The sequence below is a fragment of the Streptomyces piniterrae genome (assembly GCF_005048155.1).
GTDB classification, from domain to species: domain Bacteria; phylum Actinomycetota; class Actinomycetes; order Streptomycetales; family Streptomycetaceae; genus Streptomyces; species Streptomyces piniterrae.
The window spans coordinates 323,606-347,138 of sequence record NZ_SUMB01000003.1 but is presented as its reverse complement, the minus strand read 5'-3'; the positions used below and the strand labels follow the sequence as shown (position 1 = coordinate 347,138).

Sequence of the window (23,533 nt, the reverse complement as noted above, 5' to 3'; positions counted from 1 at the left end):
GTCTTTGCCGTCAGGCGGCACGTGCTGTCTGAAGGGCTTCTGCCTCCGTCGGCCGTTGACCTGGTGATACCTAGTCAACGGCCAGCGCGGCCCAGCGGACAGGTGAAAGAGCACGTCTCCCGCCGCATGACCCCGGTGATTTTTACCTTCGCCCGTGTCTGGGCGATCGCACACCGTTACCGTGAGGGCATGGCAGAGGAGAACCGCAAGCTCGCCGAACGGATCACTGAACTCGGCTTCTCGCAAGCAGAGTTAGCGCGTCAGATCAATGCTGAGATCGAACTCCTGACAGGCAAGCCGGGCAACGTCACCGATGCCGATATCCGGCGGTGGCTACGCGGCGAGACTAAGTGGCCGCAGGACCGCATCAGGCTGTGTCTGGAGAAGGTTCTTGGTGCCAGCGCCGAAGACCTAGGGTTCGTGCCTCGCAAGAAGCGCATCGCACCACCGGAGGAAGATCCCGTGCACCGACGTGCGCTTCTCACCGCCACAAGCGGCGCAGCCCTGGCCATTGCTGCTCCGTACGCACCCGCCCGTGGGCACCTTGGCGTCAACGACGTCCGGCGATTCCACCAGGACTATGTGGCCATCCTTCGACAGGAGCAAGCCGTAGGAGGATCACGGAAGGTGGAAAATCTCGCGGTAGAACTGGCTTCACGGATTCAGTCCGCCCTTGCCGTGTCCTCGTCGTCAATTCGAGTGCGAGACATGCTTCATCGACTTGCCGCCAACGTCATCAGCTCTGCGGCTTTCGCGGCCATCGACGCAAGCTCTCCGCAGCGTGCACGCGCTCATCTCGACAAGGCTCTGACCTTCGCTGGCCTGTCCCGCGACAGTGAGACGATGTACCACGTCTGGAACCATCTGACCCTCACTTCCAGCCAGCGCGAGAACCACGCCGAAGCCGTCGCCGGGTCAGAGGTGATGAAGCGCTCCTCCATCGCCCGGAGAGACCCGTTGTACGCCGCTCTCGGGCACATCCGGAACGCCAACGGACTTGCGCGCCTCCGGCATCGCTCAGCAGCTCTGAGAGCCCTCAGTGACGCGGAACGCGCCTTCGCCCGCAGCGCCGACGAGCAACGGCCAGAGTGGATCAAGTTCTTCGACGCCAGCGAGGTAGATGCTCTCTCCTCGTTCATATGGTCGGCACTGGCTGATCACGGACGGGCGGAATACTGCCTGCATCGCACGCTCGCTGCCATCCCTGACAGCATGGCCCGTAACAAGGCCCTGTACACAGCCCACCTGTCGCTGGCGCAGGCCAGGCAAGGCGACCTGGAGTTGGCCTGTGCGACAGGTAGGCAGGCGCATGCATTGCTGCTGCCCTCTTCCGGATCGCGGAGAACCGCCCACACTCTGGCCGCGACACGAAAGGTGATCGTAGCCTCAGGCTCAAAGAGTTCCGAAGCAATCGAGTGGATCGAGGAGTCCAGTCAATGGATCTGAAGCGCTATACGCATGCCGATGCACGAGACGTCAGGTCCCTGCTGCTTGACATCCACGACGAAGCCTACGCGAACGATCCGAACCCGTTTCACTCGCGCGAACGCTTCTCGTACTTCGTGGATCTCTGGTCCTCACGTAAGAACTGGCAGTGTGTGTCGGGTTGGAAAGAGGGAGGCCCTGTCGGGTACGCATACGGCTCCATGCTCAAGCCGGGTGGATGGTGGAAGGGGCACCAACGGCCTGCCAGCACCAGGGGATCAGTCTTCGCGCTGTCAGAATTGATGGTGGTTCCCCAATGGCGCGGGACCGGCCGGGCAAAACAGATTCATGACGCGCTGCTCGAATCGGTCGAAGCCGATTTCGTAACGCTCCTGGTGGACTCCACTCACCACAAAGTCCAGTCGTTGTACGAGAGTTGGAATTACAACAAGGTGGGCGAAGCGAAGCCGTCAGATGACTCACCGCTGTACGCCGTCATGGCCAAGGATCTGAAGCGCGGCTGAGTATCTGGATCCGGGCTGATCTGAACCGCGCAAACTGGCGAAATACCGCTCGGACGCCGTCGCGTTGTGGCCTGCAAGGGGCGCTCGCGACCCTTAAGGGTTCGTCTCCTCCAACCCCTAAGGGACGGCCCCGCCCCTACGCCTCAGCCCGCTCCACCCGCACCGCGCACACCTTGAACTCCGGCATCCGGGACGTCGGGTCGAGCGCCGGGTTGGTCAGGCTGTTGGCGCGGCCCTCGCCCGGCCAGTGGAACGGCATGAAGACCGTGTCCGGGCGGATCGCGCCGGTCACCCGGGCCGGGGCGACCGCGCGGCCGCGCCGGGAGACCACCGCGACCCGCTCCCCGTCCGCGATGCCGAGCCGCTCCGCCAGCCGTGGATGCAGCTCTACGAACGGGCCCGGGGCGGCGGCGTTCAGCTCGGCGACCCGGCGGGTCTGGGCGCCCGACTGGTACTGGGCCAGCACCCGTCCCGTCGTCAGCACGACCGGGTAGGCGTCGTCCGTCTCCTCGGCCGCCGGGCGGTGGGTGACCGGTACGAACCGGGCCCGGCCGTCCGGCGTCGCGAAGCGGTCCAGGAAGAGGCGCGGTGTCCCCGGATGGGCGGCCTCCTCGGGACCCGTGGCCTCCGGACAGGGCCAGAACACCCCGTCCTCCTCCGCGATCCGCCGGTAGGTGATGCCCGAGTAGTCCGCCGGGCCGCCCGCCGACGCCCGCCGCAGCTCGTCGAAGACCTCCTCGGGCGCGGTCGGGAAGCCCTTCTCCCGGCCCAGGCGCGCCGCGAGCCCGCTGAGCACCTCCAGGTCCGTACGGACACCGGGCGGCGGGTCCAGCGCGCGGCGGCGCAGCAGTACCCGGCCCTCCAGGTTCGTCGTGGTCCCGGTCTCCTCCGCCCACTGGGCGACCGGCAGCACCACGTCGGCCAGCGCGGCCGTCTCCGACAGCACCACATCCGCCACGGCCAGAAAGTCCAACGACCGGATGCGCTCCTCCACATGGGCGGCCCGAGGCGCCGAGACGACCGGGTTGGAGCCCATCAGCAGCAGCGCGCGGACATCGCCGCCCAGCGCCTCCAGCAGCTCGTACGCGCTGCGTCCGGGGCCCGGCAGCGAGTCCGGGTCGACGTCCCACACCTCGGCCACATGGCGGCGCGCCGCGGGGTCGTCGAGCTTGCGGTAGCCGGGCAACTGGTCGGCCTTCTGGCCGTGTTCGCGGCCGCCCTGGCCGTTGCCCTGGCCGGTCAGACAGCCGTAGCCGGACAGCTCCCGGCCCGCCCTGCCGGTCGCCAGGCACAGATTGATCCACGCGCCCACGGTGTCGGTGCCCTTGGACTGCTGCTCCGGCCCGCGCGCCGTCAGCACCATCGACGACTCCGCGTCGCAGAACAGACTTACCGCCTCGCGGAGTTGGGGAAGCGGCACCCCCGTGATGCGTTCGACCATTTCCGGCCAGTGCGCCATCGCCGCGGCCCGCGCCTCCTCCCAGCCGCTGGTGCGCGCCTCGATGAACTCCTCGTCCGTCCGGCCCTGCGCCACCACCAGGTGCAGCAGTCCGAGCGCCAGCGCCAGGTCCGTGCCGGGGCGGGGCGCGAGATGCAGATCCGCCTGCTCGGCGGTGCGGGTGCGGCGCGGATCGACGACGATCAGCTTGCCGCCGTTCTCCCGCAGCTCCGTGAGGTAGCGCAGCGCGGGCGGCATGGTCTCGGCCAGGTTGGAGCCGACCAGGATGACGCAGCCGGTCCTGGCCACATCGTCGAGCGGGAACGGCAGCCCGCGATCCAGGCCGAACGCCTTCCCGTGCGCCGCGGCCGCCGAGGACATACAGAAGCGGCCGTTGTAGTCGATCTGCGAGGTGCCGAGCGCGACCCGGGCGAATTTCCCCAGGGTGTACGCCTTCTCGTTGGTGAGGCCGCCGCCGCCGAAGACCCCCACGGCGTCCCGGCCGTGCGCCTCGCCGGTACGCCGCAGGCCGTCCGCGACCCGGTCCAGGGCGGTGTCCCAGGTGGCGGGCTCCAGTGCACCGGTGGCGGGGTCGCGCACCAGGGGGGTCGTCAGTCGCGCCCCGGGGGCCAGCAGCTCGGGGGCGGTACGGCCCTTGCCGCACAGGGCGCCCCGGTTCACCGGGAAGTCGGTGCGCTCGACGACCTGGAGGCCCGGTCCCGCGGGCCGCAGACCCATGCCACATTGGAGAGCGCAGTAAGGGCAGTGGGTGTCGACGGTCGCGGCGTTCATACCCGCCAGGGTGGTACGCGCGTGTTACATGCGCGGAACACGGCTGTTTCCGGCGCGCACCAGGTATCTCCCAGCCGGCCGGCGGCGGGCGGAGGTCGGACGGCACACGGATTTCCCCGCGGGGAAACGGAACCGCAACGACCGGCTGCCAGGCTCGCGCCATGACGGAGTCGATATCGCACCAGCCCGACCCGGCCGCCCCGATCGACCTCGCCCAGAGCGACGACCCGGCCGCCGACGGTGACCGGCCTGCCGGCGGCGCCCCCGCCCCCCTGGGGCCGGCGCATCTCGCCACCGAGATCACCGCCCAGCTGAGCACCCAGCTCAGCAAGGTCCGGCTGTACGGCTTCCGGCGCCCGGCGGAGGCCGCCCGTGCGCGCCCCGCCGCCCGCCCGGCGCGCTCCGTCCCCGCCCCCACCCTGGTCGCCGTCGCGCACGGCAGCCGCGATCCGCGCGCCGTGCACACCGTCAGCGCCCTGCTCGACCGGGTCCGCGCGCTCCGCCCCGACCTGCCGGTACGGCTCGGCCACATCGAACTGAACCGGCCGCTGCTCGCCGACACCCTCGCCGGGCTGCGCGGCGAGGCCGTCCTCGTACCGCTGCTTTTCGGCCGCGGCTACCACGTCACCCATGACCTGCCGGCCGAGCTCGCCGCCGCACCCCACCTCACGGGCCGGATCGCCGCGCCGCTCGGCCCGCACGCGCTCCTGGCGGAGGCGCTGCACGGCCGCCTCCTGGAGGCCGGTTTCGGCGACGGGCCCCGGATGCCGGCCGATCACGGAACGAGCGCCGAGTGCGGTACGTGCACCGGCCCCCGCTCCCGCTCCGGCATCGGCCGCGACGCCGTGGTGCTGGCCGCCGCCGGCTCCCGGGCGGCGCGCTCCGCCGACGACATCGCGCGCACCGCGCAGCTGCTCTCGGCACGGCTCGGCGGCATCCCGGTCCTGCCCGCCTTCGCCTCCGCGGCCGGACCCACCGTGGCCGAGGCCGTCCGCATCCTGACCGCCCGCGGCCACGACCGGATCGCCGTCGCCTCCTGCTTCACCGCGCCCGGACGGTTCGCCGCCCAGTGCGCGGCCGCCGCACCCGGCATCGCCGCCGCGCCCCTCGGCGACCACCCCGCGCTGGCCCGTCTCGTACTGCACCGCTACGACCAGGCGCTGTTCGCGCGTACCGCATCCGACCAGGACGGCATCAGGGCGGCTACCGTCGCTGTATGACGGGCACACCACCGACCACCGGCCGGGACGCGGGCGGCGACGGCCCCGGCGACGACGCCACCCACGGCCGCACCTCCGACGGACCCCCGGCCGCCACGAGCACCCCCACCCACACCCCCACCGACGCCGCCGACACCCGCCCCGACACCGTCGGCTACACCACCGCCGACGCCGAGCGCTGGGTCCCCGAGCCCGACAAACGCCCCGGTCGCACCGCGTTCCAGCGCGACCGGGCCAGGGTCCTGCACTCCGCCGCGCTGCGCCGGCTCGCCGGCAAGACGCAGGTCGTCACGCCCGGCACGCAGACCCACGTCTGGGACGCCAGCCCGCGCACCCGGCTGACCCACTCCCTGGAGTGCGCCCAGGTGGGCCGCGAGCTGGGCGCCGCCCTCGGCTGCGACCCGGACCTCGTCGAGACCGCCTGCCTGGCGCACGATCTCGGCCACCCGCCCTTCGGGCACAACGGCGAGCAGGCGCTCAATCAGGTCGCCGCGCCCTGCGGCGGGTTCGAGGGCAACGCCCAGTCGCTGCGGCTGCTGGCCCGGCTGGAGCCGAAACGGTTCATCCCGGCCCCGGACGGCGGCTCCGTCAGCGTCGGCCTGAACCTGTCCCGCGCCGCCCTGGACGCCGCCACCAAATACCCCTGGCCGCGCGGCGCGCACCCCACCGACCCCGCCTCCCCGAAGTTCGGCGTATACAAGGACGACCTGCCGGTCTTCTACTGGTTCCGGGAGGGCGCGCCCGCCGGGGCACGCAGCTTCGAGGCGCAGGTCATGGACTGGTCCGACGATGTGGCGTACTCGGTGCACGACGTCGAGGACGGGCTGCACGCCGGACACCTCGACCCCAACCTGCTGCTCGCCGACGCCGAACGCGCCGAGATCTTCGCGGTCGCCGGTGAGCGCTACGCGCCGGGCGCCGGCCCCGAGGAACTGGCCGAGGCGCTGGACCGCCTCCTGGAACAGGAGTGGTGGCCCCACGGCTATGACGGTTCCGCGCTCGCCCAGGCCCGCCTCAAGGACGCCACCAGCCAGCTCATCGGCCGTTTCTGTCTGGCCGCGGAGGCCGCGACCCGGGCCGCGTACGGGGGCGGGCGGCTCACCCGCTACCGGGCCGAGCTGATGGTTCCGGCCGAAACCCGGCTGGAATGCGCCGTTTTGAAAGCCGTCGCCGACCGGTACGTCATGCAGCGGCCCGACCAGGAAGCGCTGCGCGCCGACCAGCGTGTGGTGATCGCCGAACTGGCCGAGGCGTTGCTCTCCCGCGCCCCCGACGGCCTTGATCCGCAGTTCCGTTCGCTGTTCGACGCGGCTGCCGACGACACCGCCCGTATGCGGGCCGTCATCGACCAGATCGCCGCTCTCACGGATGCGTCGGCCCGCTCCCTGCACGCCCGGCTCACCCGGCCCCCTGGTCACGCGCGGGGCAACCGAGGGTGACCCTGTAGGAGAAGACCCCCTTCCCCCATCACCCTCCGTGCGGGACGCTCGAACGGGACCGTTTCGAACGGGCAACGACAAGAACAACAACGGGGGCACGGCACACGGGCACGAACCGGGGGACCGACCGGGGGCGTTCACGGACGCGGAAGCGGACGTACGGCACCGCAACGAGGAGGAAGCAAGTGGTCGACGCACACCAGACGTTCGTCATCGTCGGGGGTGGCCTGGCCGGGGCGAAAGCCGCCGAGACGCTCCGCGCGGAAGGCTTCACCGGCCGGGTGATCCTGATCTGCGACGAGCGCGACCACCCCTACGAGCGCCCCCCGTTGTCCAAGGGGTACCTGCTCGGCAAGGAGGAGCGGGACAGCGTCTTCGTCCACGAACCCTCCTGGTACGCCCGCAAGGACATCGAGCTCCACCTCGGCCAGCCCGCCGTCCACCTCGACCCCGTGGCCAGGACCGTACGCCTCGGCGACGGCACCCTCATCGCCTACGACAAGCTGCTGCTGGCCACCGGCGCCGAACCGCGCCGGCTGGACATCCCCGGCACCGGTCTGGCCGGCGTCCACCACCTGCGCCGCCTCGCGCACGCCGAACGGCTGCGCGGCGTACTGACCTCCCTCGGCCGCGACAACGGCCATCTCGTCATCGCCGGCGCCGGCTGGATCGGCCTCGAAGTCGCCGCCGCGGCCCGCTCCTACGGCGCCGAGGTCACCGTCGTCGAACCCGAGCCGACGCCGCTGTACCACGTGCTGGGCCCCGAACTGGGCGCCATGTTCACCGACCTGCACCGCGAACACGGGGTCCGCTTCCACTTCGGTGCCCGCTTCAACGAGATCGTCGGGCAGGACGGCATGGTGCTCGCGGTGCGCACCGACGACGGCGAGGAACACCCCGCCCACGACGTGCTCGCCGCGATCGGGGCCGCGCCGCGCACCGCCCTCGCCGAACAGGCCGGCCTGGCGCTGGTCGACCGCTTCGACGGCGGCGGCATCGCGGTGGACGCCTCGCTGCGCACCTCCGACCCGCACATCTACGCCGCCGGTGACGTGGCCGCCGCCGAGCATCCGTATCTGGACACCCGACTGCGCGTCGAGCACTGGGCCAACGCCCTCAACGGCGGCCCGGCCGCCGCCCGCGCCATGCTCGGCCGGCCGGTCAGCCACGACCGCGTCCCGTACTTCTTCTCCGACCAGTACGACGTCGGCATGGAGTACTCGGGCTACGCCCCGCCCGGCAGCTACGACCAGGTCGTCTGCCGCGGCGACGTCGGCAAGCGGGAGTTCATCGCCTTCTGGCTCGCCGAGGGCCGGCCGCTCGCCGCCATGAACGTCAACATCTGGGACGTCGCCGAGCCCCTCCAGCAACTCATCCGCGCCGGGCGGCCGTTGGACGCCGACACACTGGCCGATCCGGAGGTACCGCTGGAGTCGCTGCTCCCGTAGCGTGCGGGTATGACGGACAGCCCCAGCAGTCACACCGGCCCCACCGGCTCCGATGTGAGTGTCCCGGACGTCACCCTCGACGACGTCCGGGACGCCGCCCGGCGCCTGAGCGGCGTGGCACACCGCACGCCCGTGCTGCGCTCCCGCACCCTCGACGCGCTGGTCGGCGCCGAGGTCTTCCTCAAGTGCGAGAACTTCCAGCGCATGGGGGCGTTCAAGTTCCGCGGCGCCTACAACGCCCTCTCCCGGCTCTCGCCGGAGCAGCTGGCGCGTGGCGTCGTCGCGTACTCCTCCGGCAACCACGCCCAGGGTGTCGCGCTCGCCGCCCGGGAGCTGGGCAGCCACGCCGTCATCGTGATGCCCGAGGACTCCCCGCAGTCCAAGATCGACGCCACCGCCGGATACGGCGCCGAGATCGTCACCTACGACCGCTACACCGGCGATCGCACCGCCATCAGCCGGCGGCTCGCGGAGGAACGCGGCCTGGCCCTGATCCCGCCCTACGACCACCCGCACATCATCGCCGGGCAGGGCACCGCGACCCTGGAGCTGATCGAGGAGACCGGCCCGCTGGACGCGCTGCTGGTGCCGGTCGGCGGCGGCGGGCTGATGGCGGGGGCGGCCATCGCCGCCACCGCCCTCGTCCCCGGCATCCGCATGATCGGCGTCGAGCCGGAGGCGGGCGACGACACCCGGCGGTCGCTGGCCGCCGGCCATCGCGTCACCATCCCCGTCCCGCGCACCATCGCCGACGGCCAGGCCGTCGAGACACCCGGCGAGCTGCCCTTCGCCATCAACCAGAAGCTCGTCGACTCCGTCGTGCTGGTCAGCGACGCCGAAATCTGCGCCGCCATGAAGCTCGCCTTCGAACGTCTGAAGATCGTCACCGAACCGAGTGGGGCCAGCGCCCTGGCCGCCCTCCTGGCCGGCCGTATCGACCCGCTGCCAGCCGCGATCGGCGTGATCATCTCCGGCGGCAACATCGGCCTGGATCGTTTCTTGGAGCTGCTGGGCTGAGGCCCGGAGCCGCTGGGCGGAGTGCCGGGGACGGCGGTCCGCACCGCGCGGGCGTACGCGCGGCGGGGAGTGTCCGACCCCGGCCGTAGAATTCACGCGTGGCAGGACGGATCAACGATGACGACGTGAAGGCGGTCCGGGACGCGGTCCCGATCGACGCCGTCGTGTCCGAATACCTCCAGCTCCGCAACGCCGGCGGCGGCAACCTCAAGGGCCTGTGCCCCTTCCACGACGAGAAGTCCCCGTCGTTCCACGTGAGCCCCGCCAAGGGGCTCTACCACTGCTTCGGCTGCCAGGAGGGCGGCGACACCGTCGACTTCGTCATGAAGATCGACCATCTCTCCTTCGCCGAGACCATCGAGCGCCTCGCCTCCCAGGCCGGCATCACCCTGCGCTACGAGGAGGGCGGCTACACCCCCGGCCGCCAGCAGGGCGAGCGCACCCGCCTGGTGGAGGCCCACAAGGCCGCCGCGCAGTTCTACATCGACCAGCTGGACAGCCCCGAGGCCGAGATCGCCCGCAAGTTCCTCGCCGGGCGCGGCTTCGACCAGAGCGCCGCCGAGCACTTCGGCGTCGGCTACAGCCCGGCCGGCTGGGACCACCTCACCCGCTTCCTGCGCGGCCGCGGCTTCAGCGACAAGGAGCTGATCCTCTCCGGCCTCGCCCAGGACAGCCGCAGCGGCAAGCCCATCGACCGGTTCCGCGGCCGCCTGATGTGGCCGATCCGCGATATCGCCGGCGAGGTCGTCGGCTTCGGCGCCCGCAAGCTCCGCGACGACGACAACGGCCCCAAGTACCTCAACACCCCCGAGACCCCCATCTACCGCAAGTCCCAGGTCCTCTACGGCATCGACCTCGCCAAGAAGGAGATCGCCAGGACCAGTCGCGCGGTGGTCGTCGAGGGCTACACGGACGTCATGGCCTGCCATCTCGCCGGCGTCACCACCGCCATCGCCACCTGTGGCACGTCGTTCGGCGAGGGCCACATCAAGATCCTCCGCCGTCTCCTGATGGACAACGCCCGCTCCGAGGTCGTCTTCACCTTCGACGGCGACGCCGCCGGCCAGAAGGCCGCCCTGCGCGCCTTCGAGGACGACCAGAAGTTCGCCGCCGAAACCTCCATCGCCATCACCCCCGGCGGCATGGACCCCTGCGACCTGCGCCTCGCCAACGGCGATGAGGCCGTCGCCGGCCTCGTCGAGTCCCGCACCCCGCTCTTCGAGTTCGCGCTGCGCCATGTCGTCTCCCAGCACAACCTCGACACGACCGTCGGCCGCGCCGCCGCCCTCGACGAGGCGGCGCCCATCGTCGCGAACATCAAGAACAGCTCCATCCAGCACGAATCCGCCGTCCAGCTGGCCGGCATGCTCGGCATCCTGGACACCCAGTTCGTGGTCAAGCGCGTCGCCCAGCTCGCCCGATGGGCCCGTGAGCGCGGCCGCGACGGCGGCGCCGCCGACGGCACCGGCCAGCGCCGCCGGCAGCACCGCGACCAGGCCCCCGCGCCCGAGCAGGCCCGCCCCGCGCCCGGGCCGCTGCGACATGGGGGCCCCGCCCTCAACCTCCGCAGCCCCGCCCACCGCGTCGAGCGGGAGCTCCTCAAGCTCGCCCTCCAGCGCCCCGACCTGGTCTCCCCGGCCTTCGACGCCTACGGCGCCGACGAGTTCACCGCCCCGCCCTACGCCGTCGTCCGCCAGTGCATCGAGGACGCCGGCGGCACCACGGCCGGCGCCGCCGACAACGGCTACGTCCCCCGGGTCCGCGACGCCGCCCCCGACGACACCGTCCGCGCCATGGTCACCGAGCTCACCGTCGAGCCGCTGCACACCCGCCGCGAGCCCGACGAGGCCTACGCCGGCGTCCAGTTGGTCGCCGTCCGCCTCGCCGCCGTCAACCAGCGGGTATCCGAAATCCGCGGCACCCTCCAGCGCCTCGGCCCCAGCGCCGACCCCGAGCACCTCGCCGCAGTCCAGAACGAACTCTGGGTCCTCCAGCAGTACGGCCAGTCCCTCCGCGAACGGGGCTACGCGGCGCTCTGAGGCGCACCACCGCACACGGCGCACCACCCCTCTCCCCACCCCGCCGTAGCCGCCCGGTCACGGACCGGACTCAAAAAGTGGTCGCACGCCCCTCGTGGCGGGAGTGTGTCGTACCCCACACTGAGGAGCGGTGCCTGAGTCCTCGGAGCGCGGCGGGTCCGGTCCCACCGACCGTGAATCCCCCGCGGAACCGCTCGTGACGTACGGGACGGACAGCGGCTCGGCCGCGGCCGTTCCCGACCTTTCTGCCGCCTCAGCCGCGATCACCCTGGAGGTCGCCCCCGTGCAGACCCAGACCCTCCCCGACGCGCCGGCCCTCCCCGTGACGGCCCCGCCCGAGCCCGCCGTCCGCGACCAGGCCATGGTCCGCGCCCCCTCGTCCGAGCCGGCCCTGGAGCCGGTCACCGTGCCGCAGCAGGCCGAACCGCCCGCCGTCGAGAAGCTCTCCGGGACGCTCACCGAGGAGATCACCCTCCAGCCGCCGCCCCGCCCCGAAACCGGCGGCCCGTCCTCCGATCTCTTCCGCCAGTACCTCCGCGAGATCGGCCGGATCCCGCTGCTGTCCGCCGCCGAGGAAGTCGAGCTCGCACGCCGCGTCGAAGCCGGGCTCTTCGCCGAGGAGAAGCTCACCAGCACCCCCGACCTCGCCTCCCAACTCGCCGTGGATCTCGACAAGTTGGTGGTCCTGGGCCGGATGGCCAAGCGTCGTCTCATCGAAGCCAACCTGCGCCTGGTCGTCTCCGTCGCCAAGCGCTACGTCGGCCGCGGCCTGACCATGCTCGACCTCGTCCAGGAGGGAAACCTCGGACTGATCCGCGCCGTCGAGAAGTTCGACTACGCCCGCGGCTACAAGTTCTCCACCTACGCCACCTGGTGGATCCGCCAGGCCATGTCCCGCGCCCTCGCCGACCAGGCCCGCACCATCCGCGTCCCGGTCCACGTCGTCGAGCTGATCAACCGCGTGGTCCGCGTCCAGCGCCGGATGCTCCAGGAGCGGGGCTACGAACCGACGCCTCAGGAAGTCGCCGCCCACCTCGACCTCACCGAGGAACGCGTCAGCGAGGTGCTGCGGCTCGCCCAGGAGCCGGTCTCCCTGCACGCGCCCGTCGGCGAGGAGGACGACGTCGCGCTCGGCGATCTCATCGAGGACGGCGACGCCGCCTCACCCGCCGAATCCGCCGCGTTCCTGCTGCTCCGCGAACACCTCGACGCGGTCCTGTCCACCCTCGGCGAACGCGAACGCAAGGTCGTCCAGCTCCGCTACGGCCTGGCCGACGGCCGCCCCCGCACCCTGGAGGAGATCGGCCGGATCTTCGGCGTGACCCGCGAACGCATCCGCCAGATCGAGTCCAAGACCCTCAACAAACTCCGCGATCACGCCTTCGCCGACCAGCTCAGGGGCTATCTGGACTGAGCCGGGGGCCGTGCCCCGGCCCGTCACGCCTCCCGCCGGAACACCCCCGGATAGGCCTCGTCCCGCACCGTCACATACTGCTGGCGCACGGCCTGCCCGACCGGGAGTTCCTCGCCCGGCTCGAAGACCTGGCTCGCGGCCGCCGGCCACCGGGGCGGATCGACCCACGCGGATCCGCCACCCGGCCCGGCGCCCGCGCCGGCGGCCGGGGTGAGCGTGCCATGCGCCACGCCCAGCGCCCACGCGGCCTGCCGTGCCGCGCCCAGCGCCGCGTACTCCGCCGGCTGCGGCACCACGACCTGCACCCCGAACAGCCCCGGCGCCGCCGCCTGCACCGCGCCCAGCTCCGCCGCCGCACCCAGCAGGAACACCCGGCGCACCGCCACACCCCGCCCGCGCAGCACATCCAGCGCGTCCGCGAGCCCGCAGAGCATGCCCTCCACGGCCGCCCGCGCCAGATGCTCCGGCTTCATGCTCTCCCGCCGCATCCCGTGCAACGACCCCGCGGTGTGCGGCAGGTTCGGCGTCCGCTCGCCCTCCAGATACGGCAGCAGCACCATGCCGTACGCGCCCGGCGACGACTTCAGCGCCAGCGCGGACAGCCCCTCCAGATCCGTCCCGAGCATCTCCGCCGTACCGCGCAGCACCCGCACCGCGTTGCTCGTGTACACCACCGGCAGATGCCGGCCCGTCGCGTCGGCGAACGAGGTGATGGTGCCCGTCGGGTCGGCCAGCGCCTCGTGATGGATCCCGAAGACGGACCCCGAGGCGCCCAGCGACACCACCGCGTCGCCCTCCCCGACGCCCAGCCCGAAGACGGCCGCCATCGTCTGGCCCGTACCGGCGGAGATCAGCAGCCCCTCAGGCGTGAAACCGGCCGTCCCCGACGGGCCCAGCACCTCCGGCAGCCGCACCTGATGGCCCAGCGCCAGTTCCACCAGATCCGGCCGGTACGACCCGGCCGCCGCCGACCAGAACCCGGTCGCCGAGGCGCCGCCACGGTCCGTCGTACGCCGCGCCGGCCGTCCCAGCAGCTGCCACGCCAGCCAGTCGTGCGGCTGCATGACCTCCGCGATCCGGGCCGCGTTCGCCGGCTCCGTACGTGCCAGCCAGCGCATCTTCGTCACCGGATGCGTCGCCTGCGGCACCGCCCCGACGGCCTGCGCCCAGGCGCTCCGACCGCCCAGCGAGTCGATCAGATCCGCGGCCGCGCTCTGCGCCCGCTTGTCGTTGCCGACCAGCGCGGGCCGTACGAGATTGCCGTCGGCGTCCAGCGGCACCAGACCGTCCTGCTGCGCCGCGACGCCGATCGCCTGCACCCCTTCGAGCAGCCCGCCGCCGGCCGCCTCACCGAGCGACATCAGCCAGGCCTGCGGATCGGCTTCCGGCCCCTTCTCGATGGGGTGCGGCGCGTACCCCTGCCTGATGACGGCACCCGTGTCCGCATCGCAGACGACGATTCGTGTGCTCTCGGACGAACTGTCCAACCCGGCGACTTTCCCCATGGCCCCAGATGATGCCCCATGAGACGCATAAGAGGAGAGTCAGGGTTTGCCCGGAGACGGCGCGTCGGAAAACTCGTGGACGCCGGGTGGGCCGGGTGGGAGCAGGCCGGTGGGTCGGGTGGGAGCAGGCTGCTGGGTCGGGTGGGAGCGGGCCGCTGGCTCGGACGTGAGCGGACCTGCGGGAACGGACCGCCGGCGCGGCTCACGTGTTGCTGGTGCCCCAGTCGTCGTCCTCGTTGGCGCGCTGCTCCCGCAGCGACCGGACCCGGCCGCTGACGGACTCCGGCAGCCGGTCGCCGACCTTGGCCGAAACCGCCCCGAACGCCTTGGTCGCGGCCTCGCGCCCGGTCAGCGAGACGGACTCGACGCTGTTGCGGACGGTGGGGTTCTGCGCCACCCGCTGGGCGCTCTTGCGCAGCTGCTCGTACCGCTCCCGGCCGGCCCGCGTGCCGAGCACGTAGCCGACGGCCAGTCCCGCGATGAACGTGAGCCGGTAGCGCATGGCTCCACCCTTCCCTCTCGTCGGTCTCGCTCCGTGCCGTGCGCCTACCCTCCGGGGCCGGAGATCACCAGAGGTGACCTGAGGCGATACCGATTGGCGGAGCACCCCCCTGCTTGCGCTAATGTATGTGTCGCAGCGAGCGCGCGCCGTCCGGAAGCCCGGACAGCAGCGCATTCGAGGCACACAGAGCAATCCCCTGTAGCTCAATTGGCAGAGCAGCCGGCTGTTAACCGGCAGGTTACTGGTTCGAGTCCAGTCGGGGGAGCTCAATCCCCTGTAGCTCAATTGGCAGAGCATTCGGCTGTTAACCGGAGGGTTACTGGTTCGAGTCCAGTCGGGGGAGCAGAAGGAACGAGGACCCCGGAAGGGGTCCTTTTTCTTGTCCCGTGGAACCGAACCCCCGGTGATCCAAGTCCTCTTGGACGTGCATCGTCGCGCGACGACGGTCCTCACGGGCAACAGATCGTATGAGCGGCTATGCTGCGGCAGACGGCGCGCACAAATGTGCGCGGCGCGCCGTGGAGGGGGCAGTAGCTCAGCCGGTTAGAGCAGCGGACTCATAATCCGTCGGCCGTGGGTTCGAGTCCCACCTGCCCCACCGCAGCCTGGTAGTGCAGAAACGATCTGACCAGGCGAAGAGAAGGATCAAGGGCCGCCATGGAGACCATGGCGGCCCTTCTCTTGCCGTTCTCCCGCCGTCGGACGGGGACAGCTGGCGGCTGTGCCGGTGGCGGGAACATCCCCTGCGTACGCGGCCTCGGAGGCGCGTTTCCGGGGGCTTCGGCCATGTCCTCGGCGGACGGCCCCGGCGGATGGCCGGGACCAGGTCCAGATCACCGGCGGACGGCCGGGACCGGCTCTAGATCACCGGCGGGCGCCCCAGCCGCGTCATCCGCCACACGGTGCGCCAGCGCATCGGCTTCCGGCGGCCGCACGGTGTGCGGACGCCTTCGGCGAAGCCGCCGGCCCAGGCCCGCAGCCCCGCCGCCGACCGGCTCCGGGCGGCCGTCAGCACCGCCCAGGTGCCGAGATAGACGGGCACCAGAACAGCGGGGAGATGCCGCTTCGCCAGCCACACCCGGTTTCTGGCGACCATGCGGTGGTAGACCGCGTGCCGGGTGGGCGAGGTCCACGGGTGCTGGAGGATGATCTTCGGCTCGTAGCGGACCCGCCAGCCGTCGTCCAGGGCGCGCCATGCGAGGTCGGTCTCCTCGTGCGCGTAGAAGAACTCGTCCGGCCAGCCGCCGATTCTGTCCAGCATCGCCATCGACAGTGCGTGGCCGCCGCCGAGGAACGTCGTCACGAGGCCGCCCCGCGCGGGGTCGCCGACGCGCAGCCGGGGGACGTGCCGCCGCTGGGTGCGTCCCCGTTCGTCCGCGATACGGAAGCTGACGATCCCCAACTGGGGGTCGCGCTCGTAGAGTTCTTCCAGTCGGCTGAAGACGTCCGCGCTGATCAGCAGTCCGTCGTCGTCGAGGTCGACCACCACGTCCACGTCTCCGTGTTTGCGCAGCTCGTCCAGTGCCACGTTCCGGCCACCGGAGACCCCGAGATTCTCGGTCAGCTCGATGCCCGTCGTGCCGTCCGGCAAGGGGGGCAGCGGTGAACCGTTCCCGACGACCACGATCCGGGCTGCCGGGAGGTCCTGCTTGGCGACCGAGTCGAGCAGCGCCTGGAGCTCGGCGGGGCGGCTCCCCATGGTCAAGATGGCGACACCTACGCGCAGATGACCCACAGATGAAGGCTCCGTTCTTGGTGAGTGGTGGCGATGCTAGCCGTCGGGGAGCGAAGAGCGCCGATTTGTCCCGTACGGGGGTGCAGGTGCGTCATCGCGACGGGCGTTGTCGGGGCGTCAGACGTCATGGGGCCGGCGTCACGGGACTGCCGTCACGGGTCTGGCATCGCGGGACTGCCGTCACGGCCCGCCAAGGCGTCAGGACTCCTTGGGCGTCAGGACTCCGTAGGCCTCAGGACTCCGTGGCCTCTCCGCCGGACAGGATGCTCGGGCGGGCGACGAATTCCGCCTCGGGGCTGAAGCGCACCGCGAGCCCGTCGGCCAGGGAGCGCAGCGCGCCCGCGCAGTCGCCGCGGAACGAGGAGCCGTGCATGACGGCCAGCGTCTGCGGTGCGAGGTCGGCGAGCGAGCGCATCGTCTCGACCGCCGCGGTCAGGCAGGAGGTCTGACGGAACATTTCCTCGGCTTCCAGGGCGACATCGACGAGGTCGTCCTCGGTGACCGGGGGCCCGTTGCCCACGTGGGTGAAGAGGTCACCGCAGAGGAGTGTGCGGGTGGTCTCCTCGTACAGCACCCGGGCTTCCCAATTGTGCGGCACATGCGGGGTGTTGAGGTTCCGGACGCGGCGGCGCACCTTCTTGCCGCCGAGGTCGAGCGTCTCGCCGTCGGCCATCGGGCGTGGCGGGCGGTCGGCCAGGTCGTTGATGGACACCAGGCAGCCGAGCATGCCGTGCGCCACCTCGGCGTGCGGGGCGGCGGCCAGGAACTGGTTCATCGCGCCGCATTCGTCCGCCTCGACATGTCCGAAGGTCAGCCAGCGCAGCCGCTCCAGCGGCACCACCCGGCCGACGGCTTCCGAGACGGCGGGGAAGAGCGACCGCATGCCCGTGTGGAAGAGCAGCGGCTCCTCCGCGTCGACCAGGAATTGGTTGAACGTGAACCCCGCGGGCTGCGCGATCTCGGGAACGAAGGTGGATATCCGGTAGATGCCCTCGGCTATCTCATCGACGGATGTCTCCATGACAGCACGTCCTTCCAGCCCCCCTACCCCCTGCCCATGGTAGATCCGGGACCCGGGTCTTTCCCGGTGAGACGGCCTCTTCCCTGGTGGGGCCGGTTGCCCGGCGCGGCCTGATGGGGCGGGGCGCGCGCGGTGGCCGCCCGCTGCCGTGCGGCGCACCATGGAAGGGCCAGGGGGTGGGAAACCGGGGGTGGGAATCCGGTAGGAGGAATCCCTGATGTTGGAAGTCAAAACGATCGACAAGCCGGATGAGCGGCGGGACTTTCCCCTAGGCCATCTCGAAGCCCTGCACCTCACCGGACTGGACTTCGCCGTGGCCACTTTCGAGCCCGGCTGGCGCTGGTCGGAGTCGCTGCGCCCGCTCGTCGCGACGGACAGCTGCGAGGTCCACCACAACGGCTACGTGGTCCAGGGCCGGATGCGCATCAGGATGGACGACGGCGCGGAGACCGAGGCGGGTCCCGGCGACGTCTTCGTCGTCTCTCCGGGGCATGACGCCTGGGTCGTCGGGGACGAGCAGGTCATCCTGTACGACTTCGCCGGGGCCATGGCCACCGAGTACGGCAAGGCGAAGGGTGGGTCGTAGACGTCCGGAGTGAGGACCAGCGAAGGTTCGAGGCCGACGGTCATCGTCGGCCTCTGCCGTGTGCGGGACCTCGGCGGTTGTGCGGGTGCGGGACCCTCTGGCGTCGTGCGGGAGCGGGACCCTCTGCCGTTGTGCGGGACAGCGCTTCCGGAATGCGGAAGGTCGGCCGTGGTGACTCCGGGTGGCCGCCGGGCGTCGATTCGTATGTCGCGGCACACGCGGATTCGTATGTCTAGGACGGCGTTCGGTGGGCAGGGGAGCGGGACGGTCCGGCATGCGATGCGGAATACGGCACGAGATGTGCTGGTTACCGCAGCTGGACCCCTTACGGGAACCGACGACAGACCGGAAGCAGGGAAGCATGAGCACGGTTGAGCTCACCAAGGACAACTTCGACGAGATCGTTTCCGGCAACGATTTCGTCCTGATCGACTTCTGGGCCGAGTGGTGCGGCCCCTGCAAGCAGTTCGGCCCGGTCTTCGAGCGGTCCTCCGACAAGCACGACGACCTCGTCTTCGCCAAGGTCGACACGGAGGCGCAGCCCGAGCTGGCGTCGGCGTTCCAGATCCAGTCCATCCCGACCCTGATGATCGTCCGCGACAACATCGCGGTGTTCGCACAGCCGGGCGCGCTGCCGGAGGCCGCCCTGGAGGACGTCATCGGCCAGGCCCGCGGTCTGGACATGGACGAGGTCCGCGCCTCGGTCGCCGAGGCCCAGCAGAGCGGGCAGGCGCAGGGCGAGTGAGTGAGTGAGCTGCTGCTGATCCGGCACGGCGAAACCGAGTGGAGCCGTGCGGGACAGCACACCAGCTGGACCGACCTGCCGCTCACCGCGGCGGGTGAGGAGCAGGCCCGCGCGCTGCGGCCGCTGCTGTCCGGCAGGAAGATCGGGCGGGTGTACGCCAGCCCGATGGCGCGGGCCCTGCGCACCGCCGAGCTGGCCGGTCTCGCACGGCCGGAGATCGACGCCGACCTGCGGGAATGGGATTACGGCGGCTACGAGGGCGTCACCACTGCGGAGATCCAGCGCTCCAGGCCCGGCTGGTATCTGTTCACCGACGGCGTGCCCCCCGGGCCCGACGCGCACCCGGGGGAGTCGCCCGAGCAGGTCGGGGCCCGCGCCGACCATGTGCTGGCGCGGATCGTGCCCGAGCTTGATGCCGACGAGGGCGATGTGGCCCTGGTGGCGCATGCGCACTTTCTGCGGGTGCTGACCGCCCGCAGGCTCGGGCTGCCGGCCACCGCGGGCGGGCTGTTCACGTTCACCACCGGGGCGGTCGGCGTCCTGGGAACCGAGCACGGCCGGCCCGCGGTGGTCGCATGGAACGCCCGGAGCGTGTGAGGGGAGAGGCGGGGCGGGGGCTGGGACGCCGGGGGCCGGTGTGCCGGGGTCGGGGCGCCGGGCGGGAGTCGCGGTGGGCCAACGGGGCCGTCGTGGGCCACGGGAATCGGGAATACGCCCCGTCAATCGGGAATGCGACCCGTCGTCCGCACGTTGTGGCCCTGCAAGGGGGCCTCGCATCCCCTAGGGGATCTGTTCGAACGTCCCCTAAGGGGCCATCGGATCGAGGTGCAGCGGCTGGACCTTGCCCTCGATCATGGCGCCCAGTCCCTGTACGGCGCAGGTGCCGGGGCGGTCCGCGATATGCACCGGCATGGTGGTCGCCTGATTGATCATCGTCTCCAGGCCCGGGATCAGGGCGCTGCCGCCCGCGAGCATGATGCCGCGCTCCCCGAGGTCGGCCACCAGGTCCGGCGGGCAGCGGCGGAGCACCGCCCCGATGCCGTCGAGGATCGAGGTCAGGGGCGTGGCGATGGCATGCCGTACCCGCTCGGCGTCGACGTTCACGGAGCGGGCCTGCCCGCTGTGCAGGTCCCGGCCGTGCACCTCGGTCGAGCCCTGGGCGAGCCCGCCGGTGGTGGACAGCAGCAGATGCAGCGGGCGTACGCCGCGGCCCGGCAGCATCAGCTCGTGGTGCAGCCGCAGATGCTGGATGACCGCGTGATCGATGGCATTGCCGCCTACGGGGACGGTCTCGGCGGCCACGATCGAACCGAGTGAGAGCACCGCGACCTGCGTGGTTCCGGCGCCGCACACCACGATCATGGTCGCCTCGGGGTGCTCCACCGGGAGCCCGCAGCCGACGGCGGCCGCGATCAGGGTGTCGACCAGTTCGACCTGGCGGGCGCCGAGGCCGGTGAGCGTCTCCACCGCGGCCCGCTGGGAGAGTGGCTGGCTGCCGTACGGGAGACAGACCGCGGCCCGCATCGAGCGCCGGCGCCGCCAGCTCTTGCGCAGCTTGTCGCCGACCAGGTGGCGCAGCAGCCGCTGGGCCATGTCGATGTCCACGATGGTGCCGCCGGAGACCGGGCGCACCACGCGGATGTAGTCGGGTGTGCGGCCGTCCATCAACTCGGCCTGGTCGCCGACGGCCAGCATCGCGCCGGTGCGGATATTGACCGCCGCCACCGTCGGCGCATCGACGACCAACCCCTGGTTCTTGACATACACCCTGGTCCGGGCCGCGCCCAGGTCGACGGCGGTGGAGCAGCGCCGAAGGTGGGCCAGGCTGATGGTCATGGGTGATTCCTCCCAAGGCGCTGGTATGGATGGAGCACTCGCACGTGACCATTCGCACGTGACCACTTGTCCGCCATCCTGGGGTCGTGGCACGTCAGCTGCCTGCTGGGGAGGGCCAGTCGGGGTACGGCGGGCCAGGGCGGACAGGTGCGCCGATCGGCCCATCCGGCGATACCTCCGCAGGTCGTCGGGGTATGGGGTCCGCCGCGCCGGAAGGTTCAGTTCGCGCGCGGCTCGGACGCCCGGTCCACCCGCCGTTGGAACAGGCCCCAGGTGAACTCCGCGATGATGTCGTGGGGCTCGCCGTCGGGATCGGGCGCTGTGCAGGCCAGGCACCAGCGGGTGGGTGCGCTGCCCTCCATCGGGCGGGCCGGGGCGAAGGCGCGGGCGACCTCGTCGACGGTGCAGGACCAGGGCGCGAGGTCGGCGGTCGTACGGAGGGCGGGGGCGGCGGCGCCGGGTGCCCGTACGAGCCAGGCGTTCCAGACGTTGCCCCGGGGTGCGGTGAGCACCTCGAAGCGCAGATCCGGCCAGAGGGGGACGTGCCAGGTCAGGGCCTGGCAGGTCAGGTCGCCGAGGCGCCGGGTGGTGACGGTCTCGGGGGTGCCGAGCAGCGCGCGGTAGGGCTGGACGCTCTGCGCCCGCGGGGCGTGCATCCGGGCCTGCCAGCGGCGGTTGGCCTCGCGCATCTCGGCGCGGGAGACACCCAGTTCGCGCAGCGCGTCCTCGACGAGGCCGGGCTGGTGGTCGGCCATGCGACGCAGCAGGACGAGCTGGAAGGCGACCGGTCCTGGCAGGTCGGAGGGGGTGCCGGGGCCGGTGGGCGGGTCATTGTCAGTGGTGGGGTTCATGATGGACATGGTCGTGGACGGTGGGGGTCGCGGGAGATCCGGGACGGTCGCCGTCGGGGAGGAAGAGGACGGAATTGACGTAGCGGCGGTGCGGCGCGAGGGAGCGGCGCAGCAGCCCGTGTTCGGCGACATGGGAGGTGCGGGACTGATGAGCGGACAGATCGAAGTCGGCCAGTGGGGTCCAGTGGTCGTGCGGCAGGACCCAGCCGCGATAGCCGCGGGCGGCCGTCCAGTCCAGTACGGGCCGGAGCGGCTGGATGCGGGTCTCCAACTCGACGAAGAGCGCCGGGTGTTCGCGTTCGATGAGGTCCGCCGCGCCGCGCAGCACCGCGAGCTCCCCGCCGTCCACGTCGATCTTGATGAGGGTGACCGACGTCAGTCCGAGGGCGTCGAGGGGCAGGCAGGGCACGTCGAGGGCGGTGCCGTGCAGTTCGCGGCGTACGAGCGAGGAGACCCCGCGGTCGCCGCGGCCGTCCGGGGGCAGCCAGAGGGTGGTGCGGCCGGCGTGATCGGTGGCCGCGGCGGAGACGACTTCGACATGCGCAGGGGTGACGGAGGAGAGCAGCCGGGCGAGATGGGGGACCGGCTCGATGGTGACGACGCGGTCCGCGCGCCGAGCCAGCCGCCGGGTCCAGGGGCCGTACCACCCGCCGACGTCGACGGCGGTGCCGCCCGGCGGGCAGAAGTCGGCCAGCCGCCGCAGCTCCGGTTCGAACCGCGGATAGAGCCCGGCCGCCATCGCCGACACCAGCCGGGCCGGCAGCCGCGGGCCGAGCCGGGCGGCGAGCGTCACGACGGTGTCTCCTGGTCCGTGAGGCGGCGCAGCAGACGTTCGTGTTCGGCGTCGGTGACCTGTTCGCCGGAGGAGGGGAGGAGTTGGGGGATGCCGTCGAGGATCGGATAGCGGCGGTGCAGCCGGGGGTTGTAGAGGACGTCGTCGGGGGCGAGGAGGGACAGCGGGCCCTTGTCGAGCGGGCAGGCGAGGATCTTCAGCAGCGGGTCATCGGGCTTCATGGCTCAACTCCGTTATGGGGGAAGGGGGTTCAGGTGACGCGTCGGGGTCGGGGGTGGATTCGGGGGCGGGCGCCGGAAGCGGCGTGGGGCGAGGCGCCGGGGTGTCGTGGCGGGGGAGTGCGAGGAGGACGGACAGGGCGACGGCGGTGCCGCCCAGCCGCAGTGCCAGCCGTACGGGTTCGGCCGGCAGCGGTTCGCCGAACGCGACGGTGCCGCAGGCGACGGTGAAGACACAGGTGACGGTGGAGCAGACGGGGACGATGACGGAGGCGCGGCAGCGTTGCAGGGCGGTCTGGGACAGCACCAGGCCGGTGGCGCCGGTGAACAGGAGGAGATAGGGGTAGGGCGAGCGGAGGAGTTCGGCCATGGCGCCCGGGATGTCGCGGGTGGTGAGCAGGCCGGAGACGCCCTTGATGGCGAGTGAGCTGACGCCGTAGAGCAGGCCGACGGCCACCCCGTAGGGGACGCCCGCGGTCGGCAGGCGGTGGCGGCGTCTGGCCCGGCGCTCCGCCGAGCCGTACAGCAGCAGCCCCGCGGCCAGCGACGGAAGGGCGATGGCGAGCAGTGTCGCGGGTGGTGCGGTACGGGCGATGGCCTGTGTGTCGTCGCCCTGGAGGGAGGCGACGACCAGCACCAGCGCGACAAGGATCGCCACGATGCTCTGCCGCTCCCGGCCGCTGGTCCGCTCACCGAGCACCGCCGAGGAGAGGAGCAGCAGCAGGACCAGACCCGAGACGAAGATGCCCTGGGCGGCGGCGATGGGGAGGGTGCGGTAGACGGCGAGTTGGGCGGCGAAACCGGCGGCCAGGGCGAGCGAGCCGCCGAGCCACAGCGGACTGCCGAGGAGGTGGCGGACGACCCGGGCGGGCTGCCGGGTGCTGAGTGCGGGCAGCGCGGAGAGCGCGCGCTTCTCCAGCACGAAGCCGGTGCTGTAAAGGACGTTGGCGAGCAGCGCGGCCGCCACGCCCCACCACAGCATCGC

At 71.6% G+C, this 23,533-nt stretch carries 21 protein-coding genes and 3 tRNA genes; 14 read left to right on the top strand and 10 right to left on the bottom strand.

The genetic code is table 11. The features are described 5' to 3' along the window. Positions 1-189 precede the first annotated feature (189 nt). Positions 190-1,446 (top strand): NsdA family TPR-like regulatory protein, encoded by a 1,257-nt coding sequence (locus FCH28_RS39095; RefSeq protein WP_246102635.1) that lies wholly within the window; start codon positions 190-192, stop codon positions 1,444-1,446. Continuing rightward, positions 1,437-1,949, top strand: a complete 513-nt coding sequence (locus tag FCH28_RS10280) for a GNAT family N-acetyltransferase (RefSeq protein WP_136739511.1) — start codon at positions 1,437-1,439, stop codon at positions 1,947-1,949. Before FCH28_RS39095 ends, FCH28_RS10280 begins: the two co-directional genes overlap by 10 nt. A gap of 136 nt (positions 1,950-2,085) precedes the next feature. Here the strand turns inward: FCH28_RS10280 and FCH28_RS10275 are convergent, their stop codons facing one another. After that, on the bottom strand, positions 2,086-4,179 hold the full coding sequence (locus tag FCH28_RS10275) for a molybdopterin oxidoreductase family protein (protein ID WP_136739510.1): 2,094 nt from the start codon (positions 4,177-4,179) through the stop codon (positions 2,086-2,088). Between the two features lie 161 nt (positions 4,180-4,340). On the opposite strand from FCH28_RS10275, the gene FCH28_RS10270 reads away from it, so the two are divergent. The 6 genes from FCH28_RS10270 to FCH28_RS10245 all read left to right on the top strand — a co-directional run bounded on the left by FCH28_RS10270 (position 4,341) and on the right by FCH28_RS10245 (position 12,756). After that, complete coding sequence (locus FCH28_RS10270; protein ID WP_136739509.1) at positions 4,341-5,399, top strand: sirohydrochlorin chelatase; 1,059 nt, start codon at positions 4,341-4,343, stop codon at positions 5,397-5,399. Beyond that, positions 5,396-6,838: a deoxyguanosinetriphosphate triphosphohydrolase gene (locus FCH28_RS10265; protein WP_246102633.1), complete on the top strand. Its 1,443-nt coding sequence runs from the start codon at positions 5,396-5,398 to the stop codon at positions 6,836-6,838. The genes FCH28_RS10270 and FCH28_RS10265 overlap by 4 nt, the downstream gene beginning before the upstream one ends. A gap of 185 nt (positions 6,839-7,023) precedes the next feature. Further along, the gene (locus FCH28_RS10260; protein ID WP_136739508.1) at positions 7,024-8,286 is read left to right on the top strand and encodes an NAD(P)/FAD-dependent oxidoreductase; all 1,263 of its coding nucleotides are present in this window, start codon (positions 7,024-7,026) and stop codon (positions 8,284-8,286) included. A 9-nt stretch (positions 8,287-8,295) separates the two neighbouring features. Next, positions 8,296-9,303: a threo-3-hydroxy-L-aspartate ammonia-lyase gene (locus FCH28_RS10255; protein WP_136739507.1), complete on the top strand. Its 1,008-nt coding sequence runs from the start codon at positions 8,296-8,298 to the stop codon at positions 9,301-9,303. A gap of 98 nt (positions 9,304-9,401) precedes the next feature. Beyond that, positions 9,402-11,342 carry a DNA primase gene (gene dnaG, locus FCH28_RS10250; protein ID WP_136739506.1) on the top strand — a complete coding sequence of 647 codons (1,941 nt, stop codon included), beginning with the start codon at positions 9,402-9,404 and terminating at the stop codon, positions 11,340-11,342. Between the two features lie 130 nt (positions 11,343-11,472). After that, positions 11,473-12,756: an RNA polymerase sigma factor gene (locus FCH28_RS10245; protein ID WP_136739505.1), complete on the top strand. Its 1,284-nt coding sequence runs from the start codon at positions 11,473-11,475 to the stop codon at positions 12,754-12,756. Between the two features lie 23 nt (positions 12,757-12,779). Here the strand turns inward: FCH28_RS10245 and FCH28_RS10240 are convergent, their stop codons facing one another. Further along, complete coding sequence (locus FCH28_RS10240) at positions 12,780-14,261, bottom strand: FGGY family carbohydrate kinase (protein WP_169314114.1); 1,482 nt, start codon at positions 14,259-14,261, stop codon at positions 12,780-12,782. A 202-nt stretch (positions 14,262-14,463) separates the two neighbouring features. Continuing rightward, complete coding sequence (locus tag FCH28_RS10235) at positions 14,464-14,763, bottom strand: YtxH domain-containing protein (RefSeq protein WP_136739504.1); 300 nt, start codon at positions 14,761-14,763, stop codon at positions 14,464-14,466. Positions 14,764-14,955: 192 nt separating this feature from the next. Between FCH28_RS10235 and FCH28_RS10230 the strand changes: the two genes are divergently transcribed. The 3 genes from FCH28_RS10230 (at position 14,956) to FCH28_RS10220 (ending at position 15,361) form a co-directional block, all read left to right on the top strand. After that, positions 14,956-15,028 (top strand) — tRNA-Asn (locus FCH28_RS10230). Positions 15,029-15,033: 5 nt separating this feature from the next. After that, positions 15,034-15,106: transfer RNA gene (locus FCH28_RS10225), tRNA-Asn, on the top strand. Positions 15,107-15,287: 181 nt separating this feature from the next. Further along, positions 15,288-15,361: transfer RNA gene (locus tag FCH28_RS10220), tRNA-Ile, on the top strand. Positions 15,362-15,622: 261 nt separating this feature from the next. On the opposite strand, the gene FCH28_RS10215 is transcribed toward FCH28_RS10220, so the two are convergent. Beyond that, positions 15,623-16,498 (bottom strand): glycosyltransferase family 2 protein, encoded by an 876-nt coding sequence (locus FCH28_RS10215; RefSeq protein ID WP_136739503.1) that lies wholly within the window; start codon positions 16,496-16,498, stop codon positions 15,623-15,625. A gap of 232 nt (positions 16,499-16,730) precedes the next feature. Continuing rightward, complete coding sequence (locus FCH28_RS10210) at positions 16,731-17,519, bottom strand: oxygen-binding di-iron domain-containing protein (protein ID WP_136739502.1); 789 nt, start codon at positions 17,517-17,519, stop codon at positions 16,731-16,733. 217 nt (positions 17,520-17,736) lie between these two features. Here FCH28_RS10210 and FCH28_RS10205 point away from each other — a divergent pair, with 217 nt between their 5' ends. From FCH28_RS10205 to FCH28_RS10195, 3 genes are all read left to right on the top strand, one after another. Beyond that, a complete protein-coding gene (locus FCH28_RS10205; protein ID WP_136739501.1) occupies positions 17,737-18,105 on the top strand; it encodes a cupin domain-containing protein in 369 nt (122 codons plus the stop codon). A 361-nt stretch (positions 18,106-18,466) separates the two neighbouring features. Beyond that, the gene (gene trxA, locus FCH28_RS10200) at positions 18,467-18,850 is read left to right on the top strand and encodes a thioredoxin (protein WP_136739500.1); all 384 of its coding nucleotides are present in this window, start codon (positions 18,467-18,469) and stop codon (positions 18,848-18,850) included. Then, positions 18,851-19,447: a histidine phosphatase family protein gene (locus FCH28_RS10195; RefSeq protein WP_136739499.1), complete on the top strand. Its 597-nt coding sequence runs from the start codon at positions 18,851-18,853 to the stop codon at positions 19,445-19,447. Between the two features lie 207 nt (positions 19,448-19,654). Here FCH28_RS10195 and FCH28_RS10190 read toward each other — a convergent pair whose 3' ends face one another. The 5 genes from FCH28_RS10190 to FCH28_RS10170 form a co-directional block, all read right to left on the bottom strand. Further along, positions 19,655-20,686: a rod shape-determining protein gene (locus tag FCH28_RS10190; RefSeq protein WP_136739498.1), complete on the bottom strand. Its 1,032-nt coding sequence runs from the start codon at positions 20,684-20,686 to the stop codon at positions 19,655-19,657. 218 nt (positions 20,687-20,904) lie between these two features. Next, positions 20,905-21,537, bottom strand: a complete 633-nt coding sequence (locus FCH28_RS10185) for a hypothetical protein (protein WP_136739497.1) — start codon at positions 21,535-21,537, stop codon at positions 20,905-20,907. Further along, a complete protein-coding gene (locus FCH28_RS10180) occupies positions 21,521-22,330 on the bottom strand; it encodes an FkbM family methyltransferase (RefSeq protein ID WP_246102631.1) in 810 nt (269 codons plus the stop codon). The genes FCH28_RS10185 and FCH28_RS10180 overlap by 17 nt, the downstream gene beginning before the upstream one ends. Then, the gene (locus FCH28_RS10175; RefSeq protein WP_136739496.1) at positions 22,327-22,551 is read right to left on the bottom strand and encodes a Trm112 family protein; all 225 of its coding nucleotides are present in this window, start codon (positions 22,549-22,551) and stop codon (positions 22,327-22,329) included. Before FCH28_RS10175 ends, FCH28_RS10180 begins: the two co-directional genes overlap by 4 nt. After that, the gene (locus FCH28_RS10170) at positions 22,538-23,530 is read right to left on the bottom strand and encodes a DMT family transporter (RefSeq protein WP_187363801.1); all 993 of its coding nucleotides are present in this window, start codon (positions 23,528-23,530) and stop codon (positions 22,538-22,540) included. Before FCH28_RS10170 ends, FCH28_RS10175 begins: the two co-directional genes overlap by 14 nt. Positions 23,531-23,533 lie beyond the last annotated feature (3 nt).

What these genes read in the sequence shown, in the direction of transcription:
- FCH28_RS39095 (WP_246102635.1), top strand. Translation starts at nt 190, where the DNA reads ATGGCAGAGGAGAACCGCAAGCTCGCCGAACGGATCACTGAACTCGGC.
- FCH28_RS10280 (WP_136739511.1), top strand. Translation starts at nt 1,437, where the DNA reads ATGGATCTGAAGCGCTATACGCATGCCGATGCACGAGACGTCAGGTCC.
- FCH28_RS10275 (WP_136739510.1), bottom strand. Translation starts at nt 4,179, where the DNA reads ATGAACGCCGCGACCGTCGACACCCACTGCCCTTACTGCGCTCTCCAA.
- FCH28_RS10270 (WP_136739509.1), top strand. Translation starts at nt 4,341, where the DNA reads ATGACGGAGTCGATATCGCACCAGCCCGACCCGGCCGCCCCGATCGAC.
- FCH28_RS10265 (WP_246102633.1), top strand. Translation starts at nt 5,396, where the DNA reads ATGACGGGCACACCACCGACCACCGGCCGGGACGCGGGCGGCGACGGC.
- FCH28_RS10255 (WP_136739507.1), top strand. Translation starts at nt 8,296, where the DNA reads ATGACGGACAGCCCCAGCAGTCACACCGGCCCCACCGGCTCCGATGTG.
- FCH28_RS10240 (WP_169314114.1), bottom strand. Translation starts at nt 14,261, where the DNA reads ATGGGGAAAGTCGCCGGGTTGGACAGTTCGTCCGAGAGCACACGAATC.
- FCH28_RS10235 (WP_136739504.1), bottom strand. Translation starts at nt 14,763, where the DNA reads ATGCGCTACCGGCTCACGTTCATCGCGGGACTGGCCGTCGGCTACGTG.
- FCH28_RS10210 (WP_136739502.1), bottom strand. Translation starts at nt 17,519, where the DNA reads ATGGAGACATCCGTCGATGAGATAGCCGAGGGCATCTACCGGATATCC.
- FCH28_RS10205 (WP_136739501.1), top strand. Translation starts at nt 17,737, where the DNA reads ATGTTGGAAGTCAAAACGATCGACAAGCCGGATGAGCGGCGGGACTTT.
- trxA (WP_136739500.1), top strand. Translation starts at nt 18,467, where the DNA reads ATGAGCACGGTTGAGCTCACCAAGGACAACTTCGACGAGATCGTTTCC.
- FCH28_RS10190 (WP_136739498.1), bottom strand. Translation starts at nt 20,686, where the DNA reads ATGACCATCAGCCTGGCCCACCTTCGGCGCTGCTCCACCGCCGTCGAC.
- FCH28_RS10185 (WP_136739497.1), bottom strand. Translation starts at nt 21,537, where the DNA reads ATGAACCCCACCACTGACAATGACCCGCCCACCGGCCCCGGCACCCCC.
- FCH28_RS10175 (WP_136739496.1), bottom strand. Translation starts at nt 22,551, where the DNA reads ATGAAGCCCGATGACCCGCTGCTGAAGATCCTCGCCTGCCCGCTCGAC.
- FCH28_RS10170 (WP_187363801.1), bottom strand. Translation starts at nt 23,530, where the DNA reads ATGCTGTGGTGGGGCGTGGCGGCCGCGCTGCTCGCCAACGTCCTTTAC.